The following is a 23,488-nucleotide window of genomic DNA, read 5'->3' as shown; positions in this document are numbered from 1 at the left end:
CAAAAGATGGTAGCTGAACTGACCGTATTGCGTGATCAGATAGATGAGGTAGATAAGGAGCTTGTCGCGCTGTTATCACGTCGGTTGCGTTTAGTGGCGGAAGTGGGTGAAGTGAAAAGCCGCCATGGTTTGCCCATCTATGCGCCCGATCGTGAAGCGGCCATGCTCAGCTCACGTCGTAAAGAAGCTGAGTCGATGGGCGTTCCGCCGGATCTCATTGAGGATATCCTGCGGCGTACCATGCGCGAATCCTACACCAGTGAAAACGACAAAGGCTTTAAAACGCTGTGCCCGCAGTTGCGTCCAGTTGTCATCATCGGTGGCCGAGGGCAAATGGGTAATCTGTTTGAGAAAATGCTGACGCTGTCAGGTTATCAGGTGAGGATTCTGGAGCAAGATGACTGGCCGCGTGCGGATGAACTGCTGTCTGATGCTGGCATGGTGATTGTTAGCGTGCCGATTCACGTGACTGAACAGGTGATTGCCCGTCTGCCTGCTTTGCCGGATGACTGTATCTTGGTTGATTTGGCATCGGTAAAGAATGGTCCGCTTCAGGCGATGCTGGCGGCGCATAGTGGTCCGGTACTTGGTCTGCATCCTATGTTCGGGCCAGACAGCGGCAGCCTTGCCAAGCAGGTTGTCGTCTATTGTGACGGTCGGCAGCCGGAAGCCTACCAGTGGTTACTGGAGCAGATTCAGGTGTGGGGCGCGCGTCTGCATCGTATCAGCGCGGTCGAGCACGATCAGAACATGATGTTCATTCAGGCGCTGCGTCACTTCGCGACATTTGCCTATGGCCTGCATTTAGCGGAAGAGAATGTACAGCTTGAACAGCTATTAGCGCTGTCATCGCCAATTTATCGTCTGGAATTGATCATGGTTGGACGGCTGTTTGCGCAGGATCCGCAGCTGTATGCCGACATCATTATGTCTTCAGAGGATAATCTGGCGTTGATTAAGCGTTACTACAAACGTTTTGGCGAGGCGATTGAGCTACTGGAGCAGACGGATAAGGCAGAATTTATCAACAGCTTCAAGAAGGTCGAACACTGGTTTGGTGACTACGCCAAACGCTTTCAGGCGGAAAGCCGGGTACTTCTGCGTCAGGCAAACGATATTCGTCAATAAGCTCGTTTACTATCTTGGTTGTGTTTAAGAAGCCATCCCGGGGATACCAGGATGGCTTTTTCAATTATTCGTTCACATCGACTATTCGTTCACATCCACGGGTACGACGTTTTCACTCGGGTAGCAGCCCAACACTTTTAACGAGCGGGTAATGGGGGCTAATCCTTTTAGCGCTTTCTGCATGGCATCGCTGCGCAGGTTGGCCTGTACGTCCAGATAGAACATCTCTTCCCACGGGTTACCGTTGATCGGTCTGGATTCCAGCTTGGTCATCACAATGCCGTTATCACGCAATACCAACAGCGCTTCTACCAGCGCACCTGACTGTTGGCCGGTTGCCATAATTAGCGTGGTTTTTGCCGGCACTTGTTCCGTCACATCAATCGGCTTGCGTGCTAATACAATGAAGCGGGTGATGTTTTGCGACTGATTTGCCAGATCGTGTTCCAGCATTTGTAGCTGATAAAGCTGGCCACCGGCTTCGCTGCCGAGTGCTGCTGCTTTTGGTGAGTTGAGTGCAGCCACTTTTTCCATCGCCGCGGCCGTGCTCTCACAATACTCAATCTTCCAGTGTGGAAAACGGTTAATGAAATGGCTGCACTGCTGGAACGGCTGTGGATGGCTGTAAACTGTTTCGATCTGTTCTAATGACGTATCGGTAGCAACTAAAACGCAGTGATTTATCGGATTGGTTAATTCGCCGACGATGGATAAAGCTGTGTGTTGCAACAGGTCGTAGACGTCGTTGATCGAGCCAGAGCTGGTGTTTTCAATCGGCAGAACGGCATAGTCCGCTTGCCCTGTTTCCACCATATTGAAGATGTCCTGAAATTTCTGGCAACCACACTCAACAAATTGCTCGAAGTGTCGCGCGGCATATTGGCGCGCGGCAAGATGGGAATAAGAGCCTTTCGGACCGAGAAACGCAATACGGGCAGAGTGTGACGTTGTTTGGTTGAGGTGATGCTGCAAGAGTGCCTGCTGCGTCAGTACCGAATCTTCAATGATGAGCTGAAATAAGCGGGTAATGTAGTGACCATCAAGATGATGCTTCTTCCCAGCGGCTGTCAGCTTGTCCAGCAAATCACGCTCACGCTCTTTGTCGCGGATTGGGCGATGCGAATGCAATTTGCTACGGGCAACGTCCAGCGCCAGTTCTCGTCTTTGTGCCAACAATTCAATTAATTGGAGATCCAATGCGCTGATGCGTTCTCGCAGTGCCAGTAATGGGTTGTCTGTCATGATGCTGTTACCTGTCTTATGTTCTTATATAAAAAAAGCCTCCTGGTCAGGAGGCTTTTTTGTTCGTCTTCGTATTCTTGCTCTTACGACGAATCGCCTCCCAAATCAGGGGAAGGTGAAAAAGAATACGAAGAAGAACAGTTTATTTGTCATGTTTACTCGGTTAGTCAGGAAGATATCCAGATTCTGAGTAGGTAAGGTAACTGTTGGCTTTTCATCCTGTCAATACAAAATCGCCGAGCGCAATGTTAAACGAGGTATCGCGTTGGCGCTTTAGGATGTGGATTACGACGCCTGAAATGCAAAAACGCGCCCTCGGGCGCGTTGTATTGAGGTAAAGAGAATAAATTACTCTTCTTGCGTCGGCTGGAGATTCGCTTCTTTTACGCTAGCTACCGCACGTCTGGCTTCACCTTTATGCTGGAGTTTGTCCAACTGGCGTTCGAGCTTGGTAATTAGCTCATTGATGGCGGTATACATATCGTCATGCTTGGCACTGGCAACCAGCGGGCCATTTGGCGTACTGATAGTGGCATCGGCGACAAAACCCTGAGGCTCTTTTGACAGAATAATATGCGGGTTAATCAGCTGGGTTTGCCACTTATCCAGCTTAGAAAGACGGTCTTCGACATGTTGACGAATTGCGGGGGTGATATCCATTTGCTTACTGGTAATATTAATAGTCATATAAACTTACCTCTCTGCCTATGTCCGTCTTGGATAATTTCAGCATACAGTGAGTTGTGACAAAAAGCGTGATGTTGATCGCTTTTTTTCGTCACTTTTTGTCAAGAAAACGCGATTTGTGAAGCATCATCGGGAATAGGAGGGAAGTGCTTGAGGGGGCATCTGGCCTGTGCCATTATTGATAGGATGTATTGACGTTACCGCGCTGTTGTTGACTCCCGCCAACCTGTTTTTTCTGCATCATTAATGCATAGCCCACCGATCGATCCATAAAAAAACGGCAACCGAAGCTGCCGTCTTATTACTGTGTGTCACGTGTCGTTTATGCTGGGTTCGCAGTGATGATTTTTGCGACTTTGTCCGCCTGAGCGGCCAGTTGCAGTTCGCGATAGGCATTTTCCATCAACGGCAGGGCAGTTTTTGTTGCCTGGGTATCAGGGTAATCACGCAGCATTTGCTCAACGCGATTAACTACTGCCACATAAGCGCCGCGTTTCGTGTAGTATTGCGCGACAGAAAGTTCATACTTGGCCAGACGCTCTTTGAGGTAAACCAAACGCTTGTTTGCGTCGGTGGCGTATTGGCTGTTCGGGTATCCCTGAATGAGCTTGCTGAAATCCCGAAATGCGGTGCGGGCATACTGCGGATCGCGATCGGAACGATCAACGCCGAAGAAGCCTTGTAACGCACTATCATCCAGCGCCATGTCGGTCAGGCCGCGCATGTACAGGACATAATCCACGTTTGGATGGGTCGGATTGAGTCGCAGGAAGCGGTCAATTGAAGCTTGGGCCAATGGCAGCTCTGCGGATTTGTAATAGGCGTAGATCAAATCCAACTGTACTTGCTGCGAGTAGGGGCCAAAGGGATACCGGTTATCCAGTGCTTCCAACTGCGTGATGGCTGCTTTAAAGTTGCCGTCCTGCAGTTTTTGTTGAGCATTGGCATAGATTTCAGATGGCGGACTATCAGGAACCGCATCTTTGGAATTGCTGGAGCAACCAGCCAGCGCCAGGCTCAACGTGGCGGCAGCCACCAGATATTTCATACGCGTCATGACGTTTTGATTATCCTCAGAATGTTATTCCGGGAGGCTGTCCGTTAAGCTCCCGATTTAGACCAGCTACAATAGTACATTATTTTAAACGGCGTCGCCGTCAAAACCCAACGTTAACGAAGAAGCTGCATAATATGGCACAACAAGTACAACTCACCGCAACGGTGGCCGAATCTCAACTCGGACAACGTTTAGATCAGGCTTTGGCCGAATTGTTCCCTGATTATTCACGATCCCGCATAAAAGAGTGGATTCTTGAGAATCGAGTACAGATTAACGGCAATGTCATCAATAAGCCAAAAGAGAAAGTACTTGGCGGCGAATCGGTAGCGATTGATGCATTGATTGAAGAAGAAGCACGCTGGGAAGCACAGGATATCAAGCTGGATATCGTGTACGAAGATGAGGATATTCTGGTCATCAATAAACCCAGAGATCTGGTGGTTCACCCCGGTGCGGGTAACCCAGATGGCACAGTATTAAATGCCTTGTTACATCATTATCCTGAGATTGTCGACGTGCCCCGTGCCGGGATTGTGCACCGACTTGATAAAGATACGACAGGGCTTATGGTGGTCGCGAAAACCGTACCAGCACAGACGCGTTTAGTTGAAGCACTACAGGCGCGTGAAATTACTCGTGAATATGAAGCCGTTGCGATTGGCTCGATGACCGCGGGGGGTATGGTCGAGCAGCCTATCGCTCGCCACTCAACCAAGCGTACTCACATGGCCGTGCACCCAATGGGTAAGCCTGCCGTGACACATTATCGCATCATGGAACATTTCCGTGCGCATACCCGTTTGCGGTTGCGTCTGGAAACGGGGCGCACCCATCAGATTCGCGTGCATATGGCGCACATTAATCATCCTCTGGTTGGCGATCAGCTATACGGTGGTCGTCCTCGCCCGCCAAAAGGCGCTTCGGAGGATTTCATTGAGATGCTGCGTGGGTTCGATCGTCAGGCGCTGCATGCCACCATGTTGCGTTTCTACCATCCTATTACTGGCATTCACATGGAATGGCATGCGGAATTGCCACAGGATATGGTCGATCTGATTAATGCGCTGAAAGCCGATACTGAAGCATTTAAGGATCAGCTCGACTGGTAATGTGTTCAATACGATAAGTGCCGATTTATAGAGGTGACGGACTATGCTGATATACCCCGACTGGCCTTTGCCAGAAAGTGTGAAATCTTGTAGTACGACGCGTGTTGGCGGGTGTAGTGGTGTACCTTATGATTCGCTGAATTTAGGGAATCATGTGGGCGATGAGCCTGCGCACGTTACCGCAAATCGGCAAGCGCTGGTGGAGATGGCCGGCCTTTCCGCTATGCCGCATTGGTTGGAACAGGTTCATGGCACCGATGTGATTCGTATTGGCGAGACATCCCCAACGTCTGTTTGTGGTGATGCCGCTTATACGGATAAGAAAGGGAAGGTCTGTGCGGTGATGACGGCTGACTGCTTGCCCGTGCTTTTTTGTGCAATCAACGGAGACGAAGTCGCTGCCGCCCATGCCGGCTGGCGGGGATTGCACGCGGGGGTATTGGAAGAAACGTTAGCCTGTTTCCGTGCGCAACCCGCACAAATTATGGCGTGGTTAGGGCCTGCTATCGGGCCTGATGCCTTTGAGGTCGGCCCTGAAGTCAGGGACGCATTTATTCAGCATGATATGGCTGCGGCCTCAGCATTTCGGCCTGAAGGAAATAAATTTTTTGCCGATATCTACCAACTGGCAAGTTTGCACTTACGTGCCGCAGGGGTAACACAAATTTTTGGTGGAAATGCCTGTACTGTGAGTGAACCTCACAAATTTTTCTCTTATCGCCGTGATGGTGTGACTGGCCGTATGGCAAGTTTAATCTGGCTGATATAACCTATTGAATTAAGACGATCCAAGACAAGTAACGTTTAAATCCTGTCACGACTGGCAAAATAACCTTGAAATTTTTGAGGGATGACCTCATTTAATCTCCAGTAGCAATTTTGACCAGTGTATGGGAGGTGTTATGCGTCTGGATCGTCTTACCAACAAATTCCAACTTGCTCTTGCTGATGCCCAGTCTCTCGCCCTTGGGCGCGATCACCAGTTTATTGAACCACTTCACTTGATGAGCGCCTTGCTTCATCAGGATGGTGGAACTGTTGGTCCACTTCTGACTGTTGCCGGAGCCAATCTTAATCACCTGAAAACCGAAATCGACCAGGCAATCACGCGTTTGCCGCAGGTTGAAGGTACTGATGGTGATGTTCAACCTTCGAGCGAGTTAGTCCGCGTATTGAATATGTGCGACAAGCTGGCGCAAAAACGTGGCGATACCTTTATTTCTTCGGAGCTTTTCGCGCTTGCGGCGCTGGAGTCTCGCGGCACGTTGGGGGATATATTGAAAAAGGCGGGGGTTACGCAGCAAGGTGTAACAAACGCGATTGAACGAGTGAGAGGAGGGGAGCAAGTGAACGATCAGGGGGCTGAAGATCAGCGCCAGGCATTGAAAAAATTCACGATTGACCTCACGGAGCGTGCGGAACAAGGCAAACTCGATCCTGTTATCGGGCGTGATGAGGAAATTCGCCGCACTATTCAGGTTCTGCAACGTCGAACCAAAAATAACCCTGTATTAATCGGTGAACCCGGCGTGGGTAAAACCGCGATAGTAGAAGGGTTAGCCCAGCGTATCGTTAATGGTGAAGTGCCTGAAGGCTTGAAAAACAAGCGCGTACTTTCACTGGATATGGGCGCGCTGGTGGCGGGTGCGAAATACCGTGGTGAGTTTGAAGAGCGTTTGAAAGGCGTGCTCAACGACCTGTCTAAACAGGAAGGCAACGTCATTCTGTTTATTGATGAACTTCATACGATGGTGGGGGCAGGCAAAGCCGATGGCGCGATGGATGCCGGTAATATGCTAAAACCTGCGCTGGCTCGTGGTGAGTTGCATTGCGTCGGGGCGACAACGCTCGATGAATATCGGCAATATATTGAAAAAGACGCGGCCCTTGAGCGTCGTTTCCAGAAAGTGTTTGTCGCTGAACCTACTGTCGAAGACACGATTGCGATTCTGCGCGGGCTGAAAGAGCGTTATGAATTGCACCATCATGTACAAATTACTGACCCAGCGATTGTTGCGGCAGCCATGCTATCTAACCGCTATATCGCGGATCGCCAACTGCCGGATAAAGCGATTGACCTGATTGATGAGGCAGCATCCAGTATTCGTATTCAGATCGATTCGAAACCAGAGCCCCTTGATCGGCTTGAGCGTCGAATCATCCAGTTAAAGCTGGAACAGCAGGCGCTGAAAAAAGAATCTGATGAAGCCAGCCAAAAGCGGCTTGAATTGCTGAGTGCGGAACTTGATCAAAAAGAGCGTGAATATTCCCAGCAAGAGGAAGAGTGGAAAGCAGAAAAAGCGTCACTCACGGGAACGCAGAATATTAAAGCGTCTTTAGAGCAGGCGAAAATTGCGCTGGAACAGGCTCGCCGTCAGGGCGATCTGGGAAGAATGTCTGAGCTGCAATACGGCAAAATCCCTGAGCTAGAGAAACAGTTGGCAGCAGCAACGCAGCAGGAAGGGAAAACGATGCATTTGCTGCGTAATCGAGTAACGGATGTTGAAATCGCAGATGTGCTGGCGCGTTGGACTGGGATTCCTGTTTCTCGCATGTTGGAAAGTGAGAAAGAAAAATTATTACGCATGGAAGATGAACTGCATCAGCGTGTAATCGGGCAGAACGAAGCCGTTGAAGCGGTAGCGAATTCTATCCGTCGTAGTCGCGCAGGGCTATCTGACCCGAATCGCCCTATTGGCTCGTTCCTGTTCCTTGGGCCAACAGGCGTTGGGAAAACGGAACTTTGCAAAACGCTGGCGACTTTCCTCTTCGACAGTGATGACGCTATGGTGCGTATCGATATGTCTGAATTTATGGAGAAACATTCGGTTTCACGTTTGGTCGGTGCGCCTCCAGGATATGTCGGTTACGAGGAAGGAGGATATTTGACGGAAGCGGTACGTCGTCGTCCTTATTCGGTCATTTTGTTAGATGAGATCGAAAAGGCGCACCCTGATGTGTTTAATATCCTGCTTCAGGTATTAGATGATGGGCGTCTTACTGATGGTCAGGGCAGAACGGTGGACTTCCGTAATACTGTGGTCATCATGACGTCCAATCTGGGATCTGACCTTATTCAGGAACGTTTTGGTGAGCGCAGCTATACCGAAATGAGAGATATGGTGCTTGAAGTCGTTAGCCACAGCTTCCGCCCCGAGTTTATTAACCGTATCGATGAGGTCGTGGTATTCCACCCATTGGGAAGGGCACATATTACGTCGATCGCACAAATTCAGCTTCAGAGACTGTACAAGCGTCTTGAAGAGCGTGGATATAGTGTCACGATCACGGATGCAGCTTTAGATATGCTTGGGGAAGTCGGGTTTGATCCTGTCTATGGTGCGCGTCCGCTTAAAAGAGCGATACAGCAACTGATAGAGAACCCGCTCGCTCAGCAGATACTGGGGGGGAAATTGATACCCGGTAAAGCGATCACACTAGATGTTGACGCACTTGTCAGTGGCCGAGAAGTCCCTATAATGCGCATCCACTGACACGGCAACAGCGACACGCGGTTGGGGTGACAGGAAAAAAGATTCAACGAAGGCGGTCAGTAATGACTTGACTTCACAGCGGAAAAGCATAGTATATGCAGCCCGCGCCACCGATGAAGTGGCACTGCTCTTTAACAATTTAATCAGACAATCTGTGTGGGCACTCACAAGACCGTATCTTAACGATATAAAAAGTCTTGAAGAGTGAACAACAGTAAATTCATTACGAATAAACAGTTACTAATTCTTTGAGCATCGCTGACGAGTTCAGCAAATCAAACAAATCTTAAATTGAAGAGTTTGATCATGGCTCAGATTGAACGCTGGCGGCAGGCCTAACACATGCAAGTCGAGCGGTAGCACAGGGAGCTTGCTCCTTGCCGGCGAGCGGCGGACGGGTGAGTAATGTCTGGGAAACTGCCTGATGGAGGGGGATAACTACTGGAAACGGTAGCTAATACCGCATAACCTCGCAAGAGCAAAGAGGGGGACCTTCGGGCCTCTCGCCATCAGATGTGCCCAGATGGGATTAGCTAGTAGGTGAGGTAATGGCTCACCTAGGCGACGATCCCTAGCTGGTCTGAGAGGATGACCAGCCACACTGGAACTGAGACACGGTCCAGACTCCTACGGGAGGCAGCAGTGGGGAATATTGCACAATGGGCGCAAGCCTGATGCAGCCATGCCGCGTGTGTGAAGAAGGCCTTCGGGTTGTAAAGCACTTTCAGCGGGGAGGAAGGCGGTAAGGTTAATAACCTTATCGATTGACGTTACCCGCAGAAGAAGCACCGGCTAACTCCGTGCCAGCAGCCGCGGTAATACGGAGGGTGCAAGCGTTAATCGGAATGACTGGGCGTAAAGCGCACGCAGGCGGTCTGTTAAGTTGGATGTGAAATCCCCGGGCTTAACCTGGGAACTGCATTCAAAACTGACAGGCTAGAGTCTTGTAGAGGGGGGTAGAATTCCAGGTGTAGCGGTGAAATGCGTAGAGATCTGGAGGAATACCGGTGGCGAAGGCGGCCCCCTGGACAAAGACTGACGCTCAGGTGCGAAAGCGTGGGGAGCAAACAGGATTAGATACCCTGGTAGTCCACGCTGTAAACGATGTCGATTTGGAGGTTGTGCCCTTGAGGCGTGGCTTCCGGAGCTAACGCGTTAAATCGACCGCCTGGGGAGTACGGCCGCAAGGTTAAAACTCAAATGAATTGACGGGGGCCCGCACAAGCGGTGGAGCATGTGGTTTAATTCGATGCAACGCGAAGAACCTTACCTACTCTTGACATCCAGAGAATTTGCTAGAGATAGCTTAGTGCCTTCGGGAACTCTGAGACAGGTGCTGCATGGCTGTCGTCAGCTCGTGTTGTGAAATGTTGGGTTAAGTCCCGCAACGAGCGCAACCCTTATCCTTTGTTGCCAGCGATTCGGTCGGGAACTCAAAGGAGACTGCCGGTGATAAACCGGAGGAAGGTGGGGATGACGTCAAGTCATCATGGCCCTTACGAGTAGGGCTACACACGTGCTACAATGGCGTATACAAAGAGAAGCGACCTCGCGAGAGCAAGCGGACCTCATAAAGTACGTCGTAGTCCGGATTGGAGTCTGCAACTCGACTCCATGAAGTCGGAATCGCTAGTAATCGTAGATCAGAATGCTACGGTGAATACGTTCCCGGGCCTTGTACACACCGCCCGTCACACCATGGGAGTGGGTTGCAAAAGAAGTAGGTAGCTTAACCTTCGGGAGGGCGCTTACCACTTTGTGATTCATGACTGGGGTGAAGTCGTAACAAGGTAACCGTAGGGGAACCTGCGGTTGGATCACCTCCTTACCAAAAAGATGTGTGTTGCGTGAAGTGCTCACACAGATTGTCTGATGAAAATACTGAGCAAGCGCACCTGTTGATGTCATGAGTGTAGACTCATGCTGACGCGAGCGTGCCGGGTTTATGACCTGGTGCGGATTTTTCGTGTCCCCATCGTCTAGAGGCCTAGGACACTGCCCTTTCACGGCTGTAACAGGGGTTCGAATCCCCTTGGGGACGCCAATCCGATAATGAGTGAAAGACATTATCACGAATATCTTAAAGATGATTCTTCGGAGTCATGTTTACGATATTGCTCTTTAACAATCTGGAACAAGCTGAAAATTGAAACATGACAGCTGAACATGCATTGATGCCTGCGGGTATGAATGGCGTGTCAGTATGTTAATGAGTCTCTCAAATAATCGCAGCGCGAACAGTGACTTTGAGTTATCAAAGACACCTTCGGGTTGTGAGGTTAAGCGACTAAGCGTACACGGTGGATGCCTAGGCAGTCAGAGGCGATGAAGGGCGTGCTAATCTGCGATAAGCGTCGGTAAGCTGATATGAAGCGTTATACCCGACGATACCCGAATGGGGAAACCCAGTGTGTTTCGACACACTATCATGACATGAATACATAGTGTCATGAGGCGAACCGGGGGAACTGAAACATCTCAGTACCCCGAGGAAAAGAAATCAACCGAGATTCCCTAGTAGCGGCGAGCGAACGGGGAGGAGCCCAGAACCTGAATCAGTTTGTGTGTTAGTGGAAGCGTCTGGAAAGTCGCACAGTAAAGGGTGATAGTCCCGTACACAAAAATGCACAAGCTGTGAGTTCGATGAGTAGGGCGGGACACGTGACATCCTGTCTGAATATGGGGGGACCATCCTCCAAGGCTAAATACTCCTGACTGACCGATAGTGAACCAGTACCGTGAGGGAAAGGCGAAAAGAACCCCGGCGAGGGGAGTGAAATAGAACCTGAAACCGTGTACGTACAAGCAGTGGGAGCCTACTTGTTAGGTGACTGCGTACCTTTTGTATAATGGGTCAGCGACTTATATTCTGTAGCAAGGTTAACCGTATAGGGGAGCCGCAGGGAAACCGAGTCTTAACTGGGCGTTAAGTTGCAGGGTATAGACCCGAAACCCGGTGATCTAGCCATGGGCAGGTTGAAGGTTGGGTAACACTAACTGGAGGACCGAACCGACTAATGTTGAAAAATTAGCGGATGACTTGTGGCTGGGGGTGAAAGGCCAATCAAACCGGGAGATAGCTGGTTCTCCCCGAAAGCTATTTAGGTAGCGCCTCGTGAACTCATCTTCGGGGGTAGAGCACTGTTTCGGCTAGGGGGTCATCCCGACTTACCAACCCGATGCAAACTACGAATACCGAAGAATGTTATCACGGGAGACACACGGCGGGTGCTAACGTTCGTCGTGAAGAGGGAAACAACCCAGACCGCCAGCTAAGGTCCCAAAGTCATGGTTAAGTGGGAAACGATGTGGGAAGGCATAGACAGCCAGGATGTTGGCTTAGAAGCAGCCATCATTTAAAGAAAGCGTAATAGCTCACTGGTCGAGTCGGCCTGCGCGGAAGATGTAACGGGGCTAAACCATGCACCGAAGCTGCGGCAGCGACACTTAGGTGTTGTTGGGTAGGGGAGCGTTCTGTAAGCCGTCGAAGGTGGCCTGTGAGGGCTGCTGGAGGTATCAGAAGTGCGAATGCTGACATAAGTAACGATAATGCGGGTGAAAAACCCGCACGCCGGAAGACCAAGGGTTCCTGTCCAACGTTAATCGGGGCAGGGTGAGTCGACCCCTAAGGCGAGGCTGAAAAGCGTAGTCGATGGGAAACAGGTTAATATTCCTGTACTCGGTGTTACTGCGAAGGGGGGACGGAGAAAGCTAGGTTATCCGGGCGACGGTTGTCCCGGTTTAAGCGTGAAGGTGGATGACTTTGGTAAATCCGGGTCATTGTTAACACTGAGGCGTGATGACGAGTCACTACGGTGATGAAGTAACCGATGCTACGCTTCCAGGAAAAGCCTCTAAGCTCCAGGTAACATCAAATCGTACCCCAAACCGACACAGGTGGTCAGGTAGAGAATACTCAGGCGCTTGAGAGAACTCGGGTGAAGGAACTAGGCAAAATGGTGCCGTAACTTCGGGAGAAGGCACGCTGATGGTAGGTGAAGTGACTTGCTCATGGAGCTGAAATCAGTCGAAGATACCAGCTGGCTGCAACTGTTTAATAAAAACACAGCACTGTGCAAACACGAAAGTGGACGTATACGGTGTGACGCCTGCCCGGTGCCGGAAGGTTAATTGATGGGGTCAGCCGCAAGGCGAAGCTCTTGATCGAAGCCCCGGTAAACGGCGGCCGTAACTATAACGGTCCTAAGGTAGCGAAATTCCTTGTCGGGTAAGTTCCGACCTGCACGAATGGCGTAATGATGGCCAGGCTGTCTCCACCCGAGACTCAGTGAAATTGAACTCGCTGTGAAGATGCAGTGTACCCGCGGCAAGACGGAAAGACCCCGTGAACCTTTACTATAGCTTGACACTGAACCTTGAGCCTTGATGTGTAGGATAGGTGGGAGGCTTTGAAGCGTGGACGCCAGTCTGCGTGGAGCCAACCTTGAAATACCACCCTTTAATGTTTGATGTTCTAACGTGGACCCGTGATCCGGGTTGCGGACAGTGTCTGGTGGGTAGTTTGACTGGGGCGGTCTCCTCCCAAAGCGTAACGGAGGAGCACGAAGGTTAGCTAATCCTGGTCGGACATCAGGAGGTTAGTGCAAAGGCATAAGCTAGCTTGACTGCGAGAGTGACAGCTCGAGCAGGTGCGAAAGCAGGTCTTAGTGATCCGGTGGTTCTGAATGGAAGGGCCATCGCTCAACGGATAAAAGGTACTCCGGGGATAACAGGCTGATACCGCCCAAGAGTTCATATCGACGGCGGTGTTTGGCACCTCGATGTCGGCTCATCACATCCTGGGGCTGAAGTAGGTCCCAAGGGTATGGCTGTTCGCCATTTAAAGTGGTACGCGAGCTGGGTTTAGAACGTCGTGAGACAGTTCGGTCCCTATCTGCCGTGGGCGTTGGAAGATTGAGAGGGGTTGCTCCTAGTACGAGAGGACCGGAGTGAACGCACCACTGGTGTACGGGTTGTGATGCCAATTGCATTGCCCGGTAGCTAAGTGCGGAAGAGATAACCGCTGAAAGCATCTAAGCGGGAAACTTGCCTCGAGATGAGTCTTCCCTGGGCACTAGATGCCCCTGAAGGGCCGTTGAAGACGACGACGTAGATAGGCTGGGTGTGTAAGCGTAGCGATACGTTGAGCTAACCAGTACTAATGACCCGAGAGGCTTAACCTTACAACACCGAAGGTGTTTTGTGGGCGACTCAGAGATTTTGATTTTAGCTTGTTCAGAGATTGGTTCTGATGGTTGTGTGACACAAAAAGTGGAACATAACGGTTGGAATGAAACAGAATTTGCCTGGCGGCGATAGCGCGGTGGTCCCACCTGACCCCATGCCGAACTCAGAAGTGAAACGCCGTAGCGCCGATGGTAGTGTGGGGCTTCCCCATGTGAGAGTAGGGAACTGCCAGGCATCAATTTAAGCAGTAAGCCGGAGTAATCCGGTGGTTGTAGAGAAATTCGGTGGAGCGGTAGTTCAGTTGGTTAGAATACCTGCCTGTCACGCAGGGGGTCGCGGGTTCGAGCCCCGTCCGTTCCGCCACTTATTATGCAAAAAGCCCTAAGTTAACGCTTAGGGCTTTTTGCATATTTGAATATTAGAATTTTTTAGATGAATCCTCATTTCATTTTTCCTACCCTATCGCCGAGCGTACATTGCAAGTCTGCGATAAAATTCTATAACAGAAGAGTGCTCTTTTTTGATAGGGTATTTAGGGTATTGAAACTGATAGTGGATTAGGCGTGCGGAAAAGAACCTATGCAATGAGGTATGTTGCCGGCCAACCAGCTGAACGTATCTTCCCTCCCGGGGAAATGCATTATCCGGGACAAGTGCCACCGACAGGCTCATTGTTGCTGGAGGGGGATGTTTTACGCGTAATGGTGTGGAACATTTTTAAGCAACAACGAATGAACTGGCTTTCCGTATTGCAGAATTTCGGTAAAGGTACCCAGTTAGTCCTGTTGCAGGAAGCGCAAAGCACGCCAGAACTCATCCGTTTTGCAACCACTAACTACCTTTCTGCCGATCAGGTTCCTGCCATTATTCTCCCGCAGCATCCATCTGGTGTGATGACGCTATCAGCAGCTCAGCCAGTATATTGCTGTCCTTTACGTGAAAGGGAACCCCTGTTGCGTTTGGCTAAGTCCTCTTTGGTGACGGTCTACGCGCTTCAGAATGGCCAAAGACTGATGGTTATCAATATCCATGCGGTTAACTTTAGCTTTGGTGTTGAAGTTTATACTAAGCAGTTGGCTGCGATTGGGGAACAGCTCTTACATCATCAGGGGCCAGCTATTATGGCTGGGGACTTTAATGCATGGAGTCAGCAGCGTATTAACGCACTTAATCGGTTTGCGATAAGGATGGGGTTGCAGGAGGTACATTTCGTTGATGACCAGCGGCGCAAGGCGTTTGGTCGCCCGCTCGATTTCGTCTTTTACCGTGAGCTGACCGTTAACCAGTCTTCTGTATTGGTGACTCAGGCCTCAGATCATAACCCACTGCTCGTTGAATTTAGTCTGAGTTAATCGCTATAAAAAAACAGCCCATCTACAGAGATGTAGAGGGCTGCTTATCGTTACTGATTCTGATATGACATTAAGAATCAGGTTTTATATTGCTGCTAACATAAAGCGTCAGACGATCGCCTGGCTGGATGTTGGCATTCTTGTTGATAACCGTATTCCAGCGCATCACATCAGCGATATTTACGCCGTGCCGTTTAGCAATGCTTGCCAGTGAATCACCCTTTCTAACCTGGTAGGTGATAGAACTGCTATTGCCTGAAGCTTTGGCAACTTGCAACGTCTGGCCAACCTTGAGCGCACCAGCGCTACGCAGATTGTTCCAGCTCTGCAAATCTTTCGTGCTGACATTAAGCCGTGCCGCAATGGCTGATAAGGTATCACCCGAGCGTACCTTATACTGCTGTGATGCTGGTGTTGGCTGCGTTTGCGCTAAGCGTGTTGGTTGAATCGCTGCGATGTCACCATCAGCCAGTGAATCTTTCAACTGCTCAACGTGAGCTTTAGGAACCATAATGTAATGTGGCCCATTTGGCGCGGTAACATTACGTTTATAGCCCGAGTTATAGCTCTTCAGCTTATTCAACGACAAACCAGCCATCTCAGCAGCTTGCGTCAACTCTATCTGCTGCCCCAGCTCAACCTTTGCTAATGCGCGGCTTTCATTGGGTTGCGGCAGACTCACGCCATACTTCTTGCTGTTTTTAAGAATATCGCTCAAAGCCAGCATCTTAGGCACATAGATTGACGTTTCCCGAGGTAACGCCAGCGCCCAGAAACTGGTTGATTTTCCTTTCGCTTTATTCGCTTTCATCGCCTGCATGACGCGGCCTTCACCACTGTTGTATGCAGCAACGGTCAATAACCAGTCGCCATCAAACATCGTGTTGAGTCGTTGCATCATATCCAGCGCAGCCGTCGTAGACGCAATCACATCGCGACGTCCGTCGTACCACTGGTTTTGTTTCAAACCATAATTGCGTCCTGTGCCAGGGATAATCTGCCATAGCCCAGCGGCATTGGCAGATGATGTGGCACTTGGATCAAAAGCGCTCTCCACTATGGGTAGCAGTACCAGTTCCATCGGCATTTTACGTTGCTTAATCTGCTCGACTATCCAGTACATGTACGGCTCTGCCCGTAATGTTACATCGTGGAGATAGCTCTTATTTTTCAAATAACGCATTTTTTGCTCGCGGATCCGGGCGTTTTCCGGAACCTCCATCTTCAGCTCGTCGCCAATGAAGTTCCACAGATCTCGTTGCGCGAGGCTATCGTCATCTAGCCATCGCGCTGAGGCCTCTCGACCACCTGTGTACTTTCCTGCTTCACTTTGACTTGCCGAAGACAAACTCTGTGCATGCTGCTTGGGTTGTGAGGTGTCATGTGGTGAGACCTGACAACCCGCCAGCAAGACTGAGGCGATGAGTATCGCTTTAGCCTTCATATGTTGGTCAATAGTTGCTTAAAAGACGAGCAAGGATACTTTGATTAGATGAATAGCACAACCTAAACCTTCAGAAGCAGTCTTTCTTGCTACGTAGCATCTCAAAAACTTGCCAATTCTCTATATTTTCAGGTTCCTTTGATAATTTCCTTTTTAAATCAACTTCATGACAGCGGAGGAATAGGTTGATTCTTCTCTCCAGCCCTAATGTCGTTGGTAAACTAGACTGCGATTTTTCTCGTATCTGACTGATTTCATGGAGATAAGCTTCAATAATGGGATCTTCTGGCAATATCGCATTAGAAAATCTTAAGTTTGATAGCGTGTATTCATGAGCGCAGCACACTATCGTATCATCAGGGAGAACTGCTATTTTTTGAATAGATTCATGCATTTGTCTCGGCGTACCTTCAAAAATACGACCGCATCCCGCTGAAAATAGTGTATCGCCACAGAACAGAAATGGCGCACTGTAGTAGGCAATATGACCAGATGTGTGCCCTGGAACCTCAATTACAGAAAATTCCGAATTTAACAAAGAGACGGTATTTCCTTCTTCCACCAGGTAGGTCGCGCCGCATTTAGCGGTTTCTTTTGGGCCAAAAACAGGCAGATTAGGGTAATGCTTGAGGAGCTCGCTGACGCCTCCTACATGGTCGTTATGATGGTGAGTGAGCAAGATTGCTTCGGGGAAAAGTGAGTGTTGATCGAGTGCATTAAGCACCGGGGAAGCCTCACCAGGATCGACGATCACACAGCGATTTTCTTTATTGCTCAATAGCCAAATGTAGTTGTCCTGAAGTGCGGGGATACTGATAAGATTCATTCATCACCTCTATTTTCTAGCAGCCTGAGGACGAGAACAGAAGATGAAATTGGCACGAACCCCTCAGACCATTGTTGCACCTGATTCATGGGATAATATCACCTGTGGGCAATTTTATCGCGAGTCGATTGAACTGGCTTTGTTGCCATGGTGGCCAAAACTCTTTGGTTTTCATCTTATCAAGGTAGGAGCGCTAAGCGCGGAAATCCATGTAACAGAGTGTGCTATTGCGCATCAGGTTAATGTTGCTCCACACGGCGATAATCTTCAGGTTATCGCAGATGCTCATCAATTACCGTTCTCTGAAAAGTCGATCGATGCCTGCCTGCTTGCTCAAACGCTGTCATATTCATCGGACCCGCATCGTATTCTGCGGGAGGTTGATCGTGTCTTGATCGATGATGGTTGGTTAATCCTGAGCACGTTTAATCCGATCAGCCTGGTTGGCTTGGGTAAACTGATCCCCAGACTCAATAAAAAACATCCTTATTGCAGCCGCATGTTTACTCAAATGCGTATTACGGACTGGCTGGGGCTATTGAACTATGAGGTTATCGAACAGACCCATTTTCATGTTACGCCATGGCGAAGAAACAAAGGGAAGTTGAATAAACATATTCCGATGTTGGGGTGTCTGACGCTGATTATTGCCCGGAAGCGCACAATTCCGCTGACGTTTACGCCGATGAGGGCGAGATTGCGCAAAGCATCAGTGCGCCGCACGGTGGGCGCAACAAAGATATATCGAAGATGAGGCGGACGCCTACGGTGATTTACTCAGCCTGATAACCGGTGTCATCAAGCGTTGGTGCACTGGCGGCGGCGCGAGCAAGTTCATCACAGCGCTCGTTTTCTGGATGCCCAGCGTGTCCTTTTACCCATTCCCAGCGCACGGAATGGCGCTGAATCGCGGTATCCAGTCTTTGCCAGAGATCGACGTTCTTGACCGGTTTTTTATCGGCGGTTTTCCAACCCCGCTTTTTCCAGTTATGAATCCAACTGGTGATTCCCTGACGAACATATTGACTGTCTGTGCTGAGTACGACGTCACAGTCAGTGGTTAGTGTTTCAAGCGCTGCAATTGCGGCCATCAGCTCCATTCTGTTATTCGTCGTAAGACGATAGCCAGCACTCAATGCTTTTTCGTGCTGCTTGTAGCGCAGCAGGGCGCCATAGCCACCAGGGCCGGGATTACCGAGGCAAGATCCGTCGGTGAAAATTTCTACCTGTTTGCGCATCTCTGGTAGACTCTCCCTTATGATAAAAACGGCAAGTCTGACATAAACGAAAACGATGAGCACTGAAATTACGCGACAAATCGTCCTGGATACAGAAACCACCGGTATGAATATGCTGGGGGTTCACTATGAAGGGCATAAAATTATCGAGATCGGTGCGGTTGAAGTGATCAACCGCCGCCTGACGGGCCGTCATTTTCACGTCTATATCAAACCCGATCGTTTAGTGGATCCCGAAGCGTATAACGTACATGGTATTAGCGATGAGTTTCTGGCTGACAAGCCGACGTATGCGGATATCGTGGATGATTTTCTCGATTTTATCCGTGGCGCAGAGCTGGTCATCCATAACGCAACGTTTGATATCGGCTTTATGGATTACGAATTTCGGCTGCTGAACCGAGATCTTCCTAAAACGGAGACGTTCTGTAAGATCACCGATAGCCTGTTAATGGCGCGGAAGATCTTTCCCGGTAAGCGTAATAGTTTGGATGCGCTCTGCGATCGCTACCAGATAGATAACAGCAAGCGTACGCTGCACGGCGCATTACTCGATGCCGAGATTCTGGCAGAAGTTTATCTGGCGATGACCGGTGGTCAGACGTCACTGACTTTTTCGATGGAAGGTGAAACGCAGCAGAAGAGCGAAAATACCGAAACGATCCAGAGAATCGTCCGCCCTCAATCGGCGTTAACGATACTTTACGCTGATGAGTCAGAGCTATTAGCGCATGAACAACGTCTCGATCTGATTGCTAAAAAAGGCGGGAGTTGCCTGTGGCGGGCAGAATAGCATCGCCGTGATATTCGCCCTTGGCGTAGTAAAAAGAATCGGCTGATCGCACTGCGGGTGAGAGAATAATCAGTAAGATGAAATTATAAGCAAACAGAAACGGTTAGTTATAAAAAGCATTGACGTAATAGTGCCGTCATCTTAGTATTCATCCCGCTCAGTGAGCACGAGTGGAGCGGTAGTTCAGTTGGTTAGAATACCTGCCTGTCACGCAGGGGGTCGCGGGTTCGAGCCCCGTCCGTTCCGCCACTTATATGAAAGCCCTGAATCAGAAATGGTTCAGGGTTTTTTCATTTCTGGATTTATCGAAAAAAGACTGTAGAGAAGCGTTTGGGGAAAAATGCGACCACCCGAAAAGCAGCGGCCGTTTTTTTAGAAGTCCCAGTCTTCGTCTTCAGTATTGACGGCTTTACCGATCACATAAGATGAACCCGAGCCAGAGAAGAAGTCGTGGTTCTCATCCGCGTTTGGCGATAGCGCTGAGAGAATCGCGGGATTCACATCCGTCATGCTGGCGGGGAACAGCGCTTCATAACCCAGATTCATCAGCGCTTTGTTCGCGTTGTAGTGGAGGAATTTCTTCACATCCTCCGTCCAGCCGACGCCGTCATAGAGTTCCTGCGTATATAACACCTCATTGTCATACAAATCCTGTAGCAGATCGTAGGCAAAATTTTTCACCTGTTGCTGACGAGCGGAATCGACCTTCGCTAACCCGCGCTGGAATTTGTAGCCAATATAGTAGCCGTGTACCGCTTCGTCGCGAATGATAAGCCGGATCAAATCCGCCGTGTTGGTCAGCTTGGCACGGCTTGACCAGTACATCGGCAGGTAGAACCCCGAGTAGAACAGGAACGACTCCAGAAACACGCTGGCGACTTTCTTCATCAGCGGATCGTCACTGCGATAGTGCGACAGAATAATGTCGGACTTTTTCTGTAGCGCCGTATTCTCTTCGCTCCAGCGATACGCATCATCGACTTCGCTGGTTAGACACAGCGTCGAGAAAATAGAGCTGTACGAACGAGCATGCACCGCTTCCATAAAGCTGATGTTAGACAGCACGGCTTCTTCATGCGGCGTCACTGCATCGGGCATGAGTGTTGGTGCGCCTAGCGTATTTTGGATGGTATCTAACAGCGTTAGTCCAGTGAAGACGCGGATCGTCAACTGACGCTCGCGGGCGTTCAGCGTACTCCACGACGGAATATCGTTAGAAAGTGGCACCTTTTCCGGCAGCCAGAAGTTAGACGTCAGCCGGTTCCAGACTTCCAAATCTTTGTCGTCTTCAATTTTGTTCCAGTTAATCGCCTGGACGCGAGTGAGTGCGGTCATGCTTCGATTTCCTTCCGCGATGGCTTAGAGCGCACAGGACACACAGCCCTGAACTTCGGTGCCTTCCAGCGCCATCTGCCGTATGCGAATGTAATAAATAGTCTTAATGCCTTTGGTCCAGGCGTAGATCTGCGCTTTATTGATGTCGCGCGTGGTAGCGGTATCGCGGAAAAACAGCGTCAGCGACAGCCCCTGATCGACGTGCTGCGTCGCGGCGGCATAGGTGTCTATAATCTTCTGCGGCCCAATCTCATAGGCATCCTGGTAATACTCCAGATTGTCATTGTTCATATAAGGGGCAGGGTAGTAGACGCGACCAATCTTGCCCTCTTTACGAATTTCGATACGTGACACAATCGGGTGGATGCTGGACGTCGAGTGGTTGATATATGAAATCGAACCGGTCGGCGGAACCGCCTGCAGGTTCTGGTTGTAAATACCGTGCGCCATCACGGATTCTCGCAGTGCCGCCCAGTCCTGCTGAGTAGGAATGTGGATGCCTGCCTGTTCAAACAGCTCACGTGCGCGTGTTGTTGTGGGTTCCCATATTTGCTCGATGTACTTATCAAAATACTCACCCGTAGCGTATTTTGAGAGTTCAAAGCCTGAGAAGCGCTGGTTCCGCTCTATCGCTAACGCATTCGATGCCCGAATTGCGTGGAAAGCGACGGTATAGAAATAAATGTTAGTGAAATCGACGGCTTCTTCTGTGCCGTAAAAAATACGTTCTTTCGCCAGATAGCCGTGCAGGTTCATCTGACCTAAACCAATCGCATGTGATTGGTCGTTGCCTTTTTCAATGGACGGCACTGAGCTGATGTGGCTCATATCGGAAACGGCGGTCAATGCACGGATTGCCATTTCAACTGTCTGGCCAAAATCGGGCGAGGCCATCGCGTTGGCAATATTCATCGATCCGAGGTTACAGGAGATGTCTTTACCGATGTGGCTGTAGCCAAGATCGTCGTCGTACAGGCTGGCCTCGTTGACCTGCAAAATCTCAGAGCACAGGTTACTCATATTGATACGGCCGTGAATCGGGTTCGCGCGATTCACCGTATCCTCAAACATCATGTAGGGATAACCGGACTCGAACTGGATCTCAGCGAGGATCTGGAAGAATTCGCGCGCCTTAATTTGGGATTTACGGATGCGCTTGTCGTTGACCATCTCATGGTATTTTTCGGTGACGCTAATTTCTGACAGCGGCACGCCATACACCTGCTCGACGTCATAAGGTGAGAACAGGTACATCACCTGATTATTCTTCGCCAACTGGAACGTGATATCGGGGATGACCACACCTAAAGACAGCGTCTTGATGCGGATTTTCTCATCGGCATTTTCCCGCTTGGTATCCAGAAAACGCAGAATATCTGGGTGGTGTGCATTGAGGTACACCGCTCCAGCACCCTGGCGTGCACCAAGTTGGTTGGCGTAGGAGAACGCATCTTCCAGCATTTTCATGATAGGGATAATGCCGGACGACTGGTTTTCAATACGTTTGATTGGCGCACCGGTTTCGCGGATGTTACTGAGCATGAAGGCCACGCCGCCGCCGCGTTTTGACAGCTGAAGCGCGGAGTTAATTGCTCGACCAATCGACTCCATATTGTCTTCAATGCGCAGCAGGAAGCAGGAAACAAGTTCGCCGCGCTGCTTTTTACCACAGTTGAGGAATGTGGGGGTGGCGGGCTGGAAGCGTCCGCTGATGATTTCATCGACCAGCGCGCTAGCGAGTGCCGTGTCCCCTTTAGCGAGAGTCAACGCCACAAGGCAGACGCGATCTTCGTAGCGCTCCAGATAGCGCTTGCCGTCAAAGGTTTTTAACGTATAGCCGGTGTAGTATTTGAACGCACCCAGAAAGGTTTGAAAGCGGAACTTGTGAGCGTAGGCCTGCTGGAAAAGACTCTTGATGAAATCGAACTGATATTGATCCAGCACTTCTGCTTCGTAGTAGCCTTCTTCCACCAGATAACGCAGCTTTTCTTCCAGATTGTGGAAGAACACGGTGTTCTGGTTTACATGCTGTAGGAAATAACGGCGCGCCGCGAGCTTATCCATCTCGAACTGGATATTCCCCTCTGCGTCGTAGAGGTTGAGCATTGCGTTCAGCGCATGGTAGTCGAGTGTATGGTAATCGAGTGAGTGGGCATCTGCGTCGGCCTTAGTTGCCTTTGCACTCACGTGGTCTGTTGTTGCCAAAATTCAGTTACTCCCTTACGCACGTTTGCAACGTCTTCTGCCGTGCCGAGCAATTCAAAGCGGTACAGGTAAGGCACCTGACATTTCTGCGCAATGATGTCGCCAGCGATGCAATACGCTGCACCAAAATTGGTATTGCCTGCGGCAATCACGCCGCGCAGGTAAGCGCGATTATGCGGATCGTTGAGAAAGATGATGACCTGACGCGGCACAGCCCCTTTCGTGCTGCCTCCGCCATAGCTGGGGACAACCAGAATATAGGGGCGATCAACTTTCAATGCAGGCTGTTCTGTCGCTATCGGAATTCTCAGGGCTGGCAAGTCAACCCTGGAAATGAAGCGATGCGTGTTTTCCGACTGGCTGGAGAAATAGACCAGCGGGTTCATAT

The 23,488-nt window shown here is 50.1% G+C and carries 16 protein-coding genes, 3 tRNA genes, 3 rRNA genes and 1 other annotated feature; of the genes, 13 read left to right on the top strand and 9 right to left on the bottom strand.

Going from position 1 to position 23,488, the window contains the following annotated elements:
• Positions 1-6 precede the first annotated feature (6 nt).
• Complete coding sequence (gene tyrA / locus HP572_RS14570) at positions 7-1,128, top strand: bifunctional chorismate mutase/prephenate dehydrogenase (protein WP_010285975.1); 1,122 nt, start codon at positions 7-9, stop codon at positions 1,126-1,128.
• 81 nt (positions 1,129-1,209) lie between these two features.
• On the opposite strand, the gene pheA is transcribed toward tyrA, so the two are convergent.
• From pheA to bamD, 3 genes are all read right to left on the bottom strand, one after another.
• Complete coding sequence (gene pheA / locus HP572_RS14565) at positions 1,210-2,370, bottom strand: bifunctional chorismate mutase/prephenate dehydratase (protein WP_014916307.1); 1,161 nt, start codon at positions 2,368-2,370, stop codon at positions 1,210-1,212.
• Between the two features lie 28 nt (positions 2,371-2,398).
• Positions 2,399-2,524: a sequence feature (Phe leader region), on the bottom strand.
• A gap of 194 nt (positions 2,525-2,718) precedes the next feature.
• Positions 2,719-3,057 (bottom strand): ribosome-associated translation inhibitor RaiA, encoded by a 339-nt coding sequence (gene raiA, locus HP572_RS14560; protein WP_240583588.1) that lies wholly within the window; start codon positions 3,055-3,057, stop codon positions 2,719-2,721.
• 322 nt (positions 3,058-3,379) lie between these two features.
• Positions 3,380-4,114 carry an outer membrane protein assembly factor BamD gene (gene bamD, locus HP572_RS14555; protein WP_240583587.1) on the bottom strand — a complete coding sequence of 245 codons (735 nt, stop codon included), beginning with the start codon at positions 4,112-4,114 and terminating at the stop codon, positions 3,380-3,382.
• A gap of 134 nt (positions 4,115-4,248) precedes the next feature.
• On the opposite strand from bamD, the gene rluD reads away from it, so the two are divergent.
• From rluD to HP572_RS14510, 9 genes are all read left to right on the top strand, one after another.
• A complete protein-coding gene (rluD, locus tag HP572_RS14550; protein ID WP_240583586.1) occupies positions 4,249-5,226 on the top strand; it encodes a 23S rRNA pseudouridine(1911/1915/1917) synthase RluD in 978 nt (325 codons plus the stop codon).
• A gap of 43 nt (positions 5,227-5,269) precedes the next feature.
• Positions 5,270-5,995 carry a purine nucleoside phosphorylase YfiH gene (yfiH, locus tag HP572_RS14545; protein WP_240583585.1) on the top strand — a complete coding sequence of 242 codons (726 nt, stop codon included), beginning with the start codon at positions 5,270-5,272 and terminating at the stop codon, positions 5,993-5,995.
• A gap of 133 nt (positions 5,996-6,128) precedes the next feature.
• Positions 6,129-8,720 carry an ATP-dependent chaperone ClpB gene (gene clpB / locus HP572_RS14540; RefSeq protein WP_240583584.1) on the top strand — a complete coding sequence of 864 codons (2,592 nt, stop codon included), beginning with the start codon at positions 6,129-6,131 and terminating at the stop codon, positions 8,718-8,720.
• A 288-nt stretch (positions 8,721-9,008) separates the two neighbouring features.
• Positions 9,009-10,548, top strand: a 16S ribosomal RNA gene (locus HP572_RS14535).
• A 140-nt stretch (positions 10,549-10,688) separates the two neighbouring features.
• Positions 10,689-10,764 (top strand) — tRNA-Glu (locus HP572_RS14530).
• Positions 10,765-10,997: 233 nt separating this feature from the next.
• Positions 10,998-13,903: ribosomal RNA gene (locus tag HP572_RS14525) — 23S ribosomal RNA — on the top strand.
• Positions 13,904-14,025: 122 nt separating this feature from the next.
• Positions 14,026-14,141 (top strand): 5S ribosomal RNA (gene rrf, locus HP572_RS14520).
• The 16S, 23S and 5S rRNA genes sit together here with 2 tRNA genes alongside, the layout of an rRNA operon.
• A gap of 52 nt (positions 14,142-14,193) precedes the next feature.
• Positions 14,194-14,270, top strand: a tRNA-Asp gene (locus tag HP572_RS14515).
• A 200-nt stretch (positions 14,271-14,470) separates the two neighbouring features.
• Positions 14,471-15,259, top strand: coding sequence for an endonuclease/exonuclease/phosphatase family protein (locus tag HP572_RS14510; protein WP_240583583.1), 789 nt, complete (start codon positions 14,471-14,473; stop codon positions 15,257-15,259).
• A 70-nt stretch (positions 15,260-15,329) separates the two neighbouring features.
• On the opposite strand, the gene mltD is transcribed toward HP572_RS14510, so the two are convergent.
• Together mltD and gloB are read right to left on the bottom strand one after the other, a co-directional pair.
• Positions 15,330-16,703: a murein transglycosylase D gene (gene mltD / locus HP572_RS14505; protein WP_039281742.1), complete on the bottom strand. Its 1,374-nt coding sequence runs from the start codon at positions 16,701-16,703 to the stop codon at positions 15,330-15,332.
• A gap of 70 nt (positions 16,704-16,773) precedes the next feature.
• Entirely contained in the window at positions 16,774-17,529 is a 756-nt protein-coding gene (gene gloB / locus HP572_RS14500) for a hydroxyacylglutathione hydrolase (RefSeq protein WP_240583582.1), read from the bottom strand.
• Between the two features lie 43 nt (positions 17,530-17,572).
• Between gloB and HP572_RS14495 the strand changes: the two genes are divergently transcribed.
• On the top strand, positions 17,573-18,283 hold the full coding sequence (locus HP572_RS14495) for a class I SAM-dependent methyltransferase (RefSeq protein ID WP_039551498.1): 711 nt from the start codon (positions 17,573-17,575) through the stop codon (positions 18,281-18,283).
• A 19-nt stretch (positions 18,284-18,302) separates the two neighbouring features.
• Here HP572_RS14495 and rnhA read toward each other — a convergent pair whose 3' ends face one another.
• A complete protein-coding gene (gene rnhA / locus HP572_RS14490; protein WP_240583581.1) occupies positions 18,303-18,869 on the bottom strand; it encodes a ribonuclease HI in 567 nt (188 codons plus the stop codon).
• On the opposite strand from rnhA, the gene dnaQ reads away from it, so the two are divergent.
• Positions 18,823-19,560: a DNA polymerase III subunit epsilon gene (dnaQ, locus tag HP572_RS14485; RefSeq protein WP_240583580.1), complete on the top strand. Its 738-nt coding sequence runs from the start codon at positions 18,823-18,825 to the stop codon at positions 19,558-19,560. The genes rnhA and dnaQ overlap by 47 nt on opposite strands.
• A 172-nt stretch (positions 19,561-19,732) precedes the next feature.
• Positions 19,733-19,809, top strand: a tRNA-Asp gene (locus HP572_RS14480).
• Between the two features lie 123 nt (positions 19,810-19,932).
• Here the strand turns inward: HP572_RS14480 and nrdF are convergent.
• The 3 genes from nrdF to nrdI all read right to left on the bottom strand — a co-directional run bounded on the left by nrdF (position 19,933) and on the right by nrdI (position 23,486).
• Entirely contained in the window at positions 19,933-20,895 is a 963-nt protein-coding gene (gene nrdF / locus HP572_RS14475) for a class 1b ribonucleoside-diphosphate reductase subunit beta (protein WP_014916297.1), read from the bottom strand.
• Between the two features lie 24 nt (positions 20,896-20,919).
• Positions 20,920-23,001, bottom strand: coding sequence for a class 1b ribonucleoside-diphosphate reductase subunit alpha (gene nrdE / locus HP572_RS14470; RefSeq protein ID WP_230857195.1), 2,082 nt, complete (start codon positions 22,999-23,001; stop codon positions 20,920-20,922).
• Between the two features lie 77 nt (positions 23,002-23,078).
• A complete protein-coding gene (gene nrdI, locus HP572_RS14465; protein ID WP_240583579.1) occupies positions 23,079-23,486 on the bottom strand; it encodes a class Ib ribonucleoside-diphosphate reductase assembly flavoprotein NrdI in 408 nt (135 codons plus the stop codon).
• Between the last annotated feature and the right edge of the window lie 2 nt (positions 23,487-23,488).

It is taken from the genome of Pectobacterium sp. PL64 (assembly GCF_022477975.1).
Lineage (GTDB): Bacteria > Pseudomonadota > Gammaproteobacteria > Enterobacterales > Enterobacteriaceae > Pectobacterium > Pectobacterium jejuense.
This window is presented reverse-complemented; position numbering and strand designations above follow the sequence as displayed.

Bases quoted from the DNA above. Each gene is read 5' to 3' on its own strand.
- HP572_RS14495 (WP_039551498.1), top strand. From the start codon at position 17,573: ATGAAATTGGCACGAACCCCTCAGACCATTGTTGCACCTGATTCATGG.
- bamD (WP_240583587.1), bottom strand. From the start codon at position 4,114: ATGACGCGTATGAAATATCTGGTGGCTGCCGCCACGTTGAGCCTGGCG.
- pheA (WP_014916307.1), bottom strand. From the start codon at position 2,370: ATGACAGACAACCCATTACTGGCACTGCGAGAACGCATCAGCGCATTG.
- raiA (WP_240583588.1), bottom strand. From the start codon at position 3,057: ATGACTATTAATATTACCAGTAAGCAAATGGATATCACCCCCGCAATT.
- nrdI (WP_240583579.1), bottom strand. From the start codon at position 23,486: ATGAACCCGCTGGTCTATTTCTCCAGCCAGTCGGAAAACACGCATCGC.
- nrdE (WP_230857195.1), bottom strand. From the start codon at position 23,001: ATGCTCAACCTCTACGACGCAGAGGGGAATATCCAGTTCGAGATGGAT.
- nrdF (WP_014916297.1), bottom strand. From the start codon at position 20,895: ATGACCGCACTCACTCGCGTCCAGGCGATTAACTGGAACAAAATTGAA.
- yfiH (WP_240583585.1), top strand. From the start codon at position 5,270: ATGCTGATATACCCCGACTGGCCTTTGCCAGAAAGTGTGAAATCTTGT.
- mltD (WP_039281742.1), bottom strand. From the start codon at position 16,703: ATGAAGGCTAAAGCGATACTCATCGCCTCAGTCTTGCTGGCGGGTTGT.
- clpB (WP_240583584.1), top strand. From the start codon at position 6,129: ATGCGTCTGGATCGTCTTACCAACAAATTCCAACTTGCTCTTGCTGAT.
- dnaQ (WP_240583580.1), top strand. From the start codon at position 18,823: ATGAGCACTGAAATTACGCGACAAATCGTCCTGGATACAGAAACCACC.
- gloB (WP_240583582.1), bottom strand. From the start codon at position 17,529: ATGAATCTTATCAGTATCCCCGCACTTCAGGACAACTACATTTGGCTA.
- tyrA (WP_010285975.1), top strand. From the start codon at position 7: ATGGTAGCTGAACTGACCGTATTGCGTGATCAGATAGATGAGGTAGAT.
- rluD (WP_240583586.1), top strand. From the start codon at position 4,249: ATGGCACAACAAGTACAACTCACCGCAACGGTGGCCGAATCTCAACTC.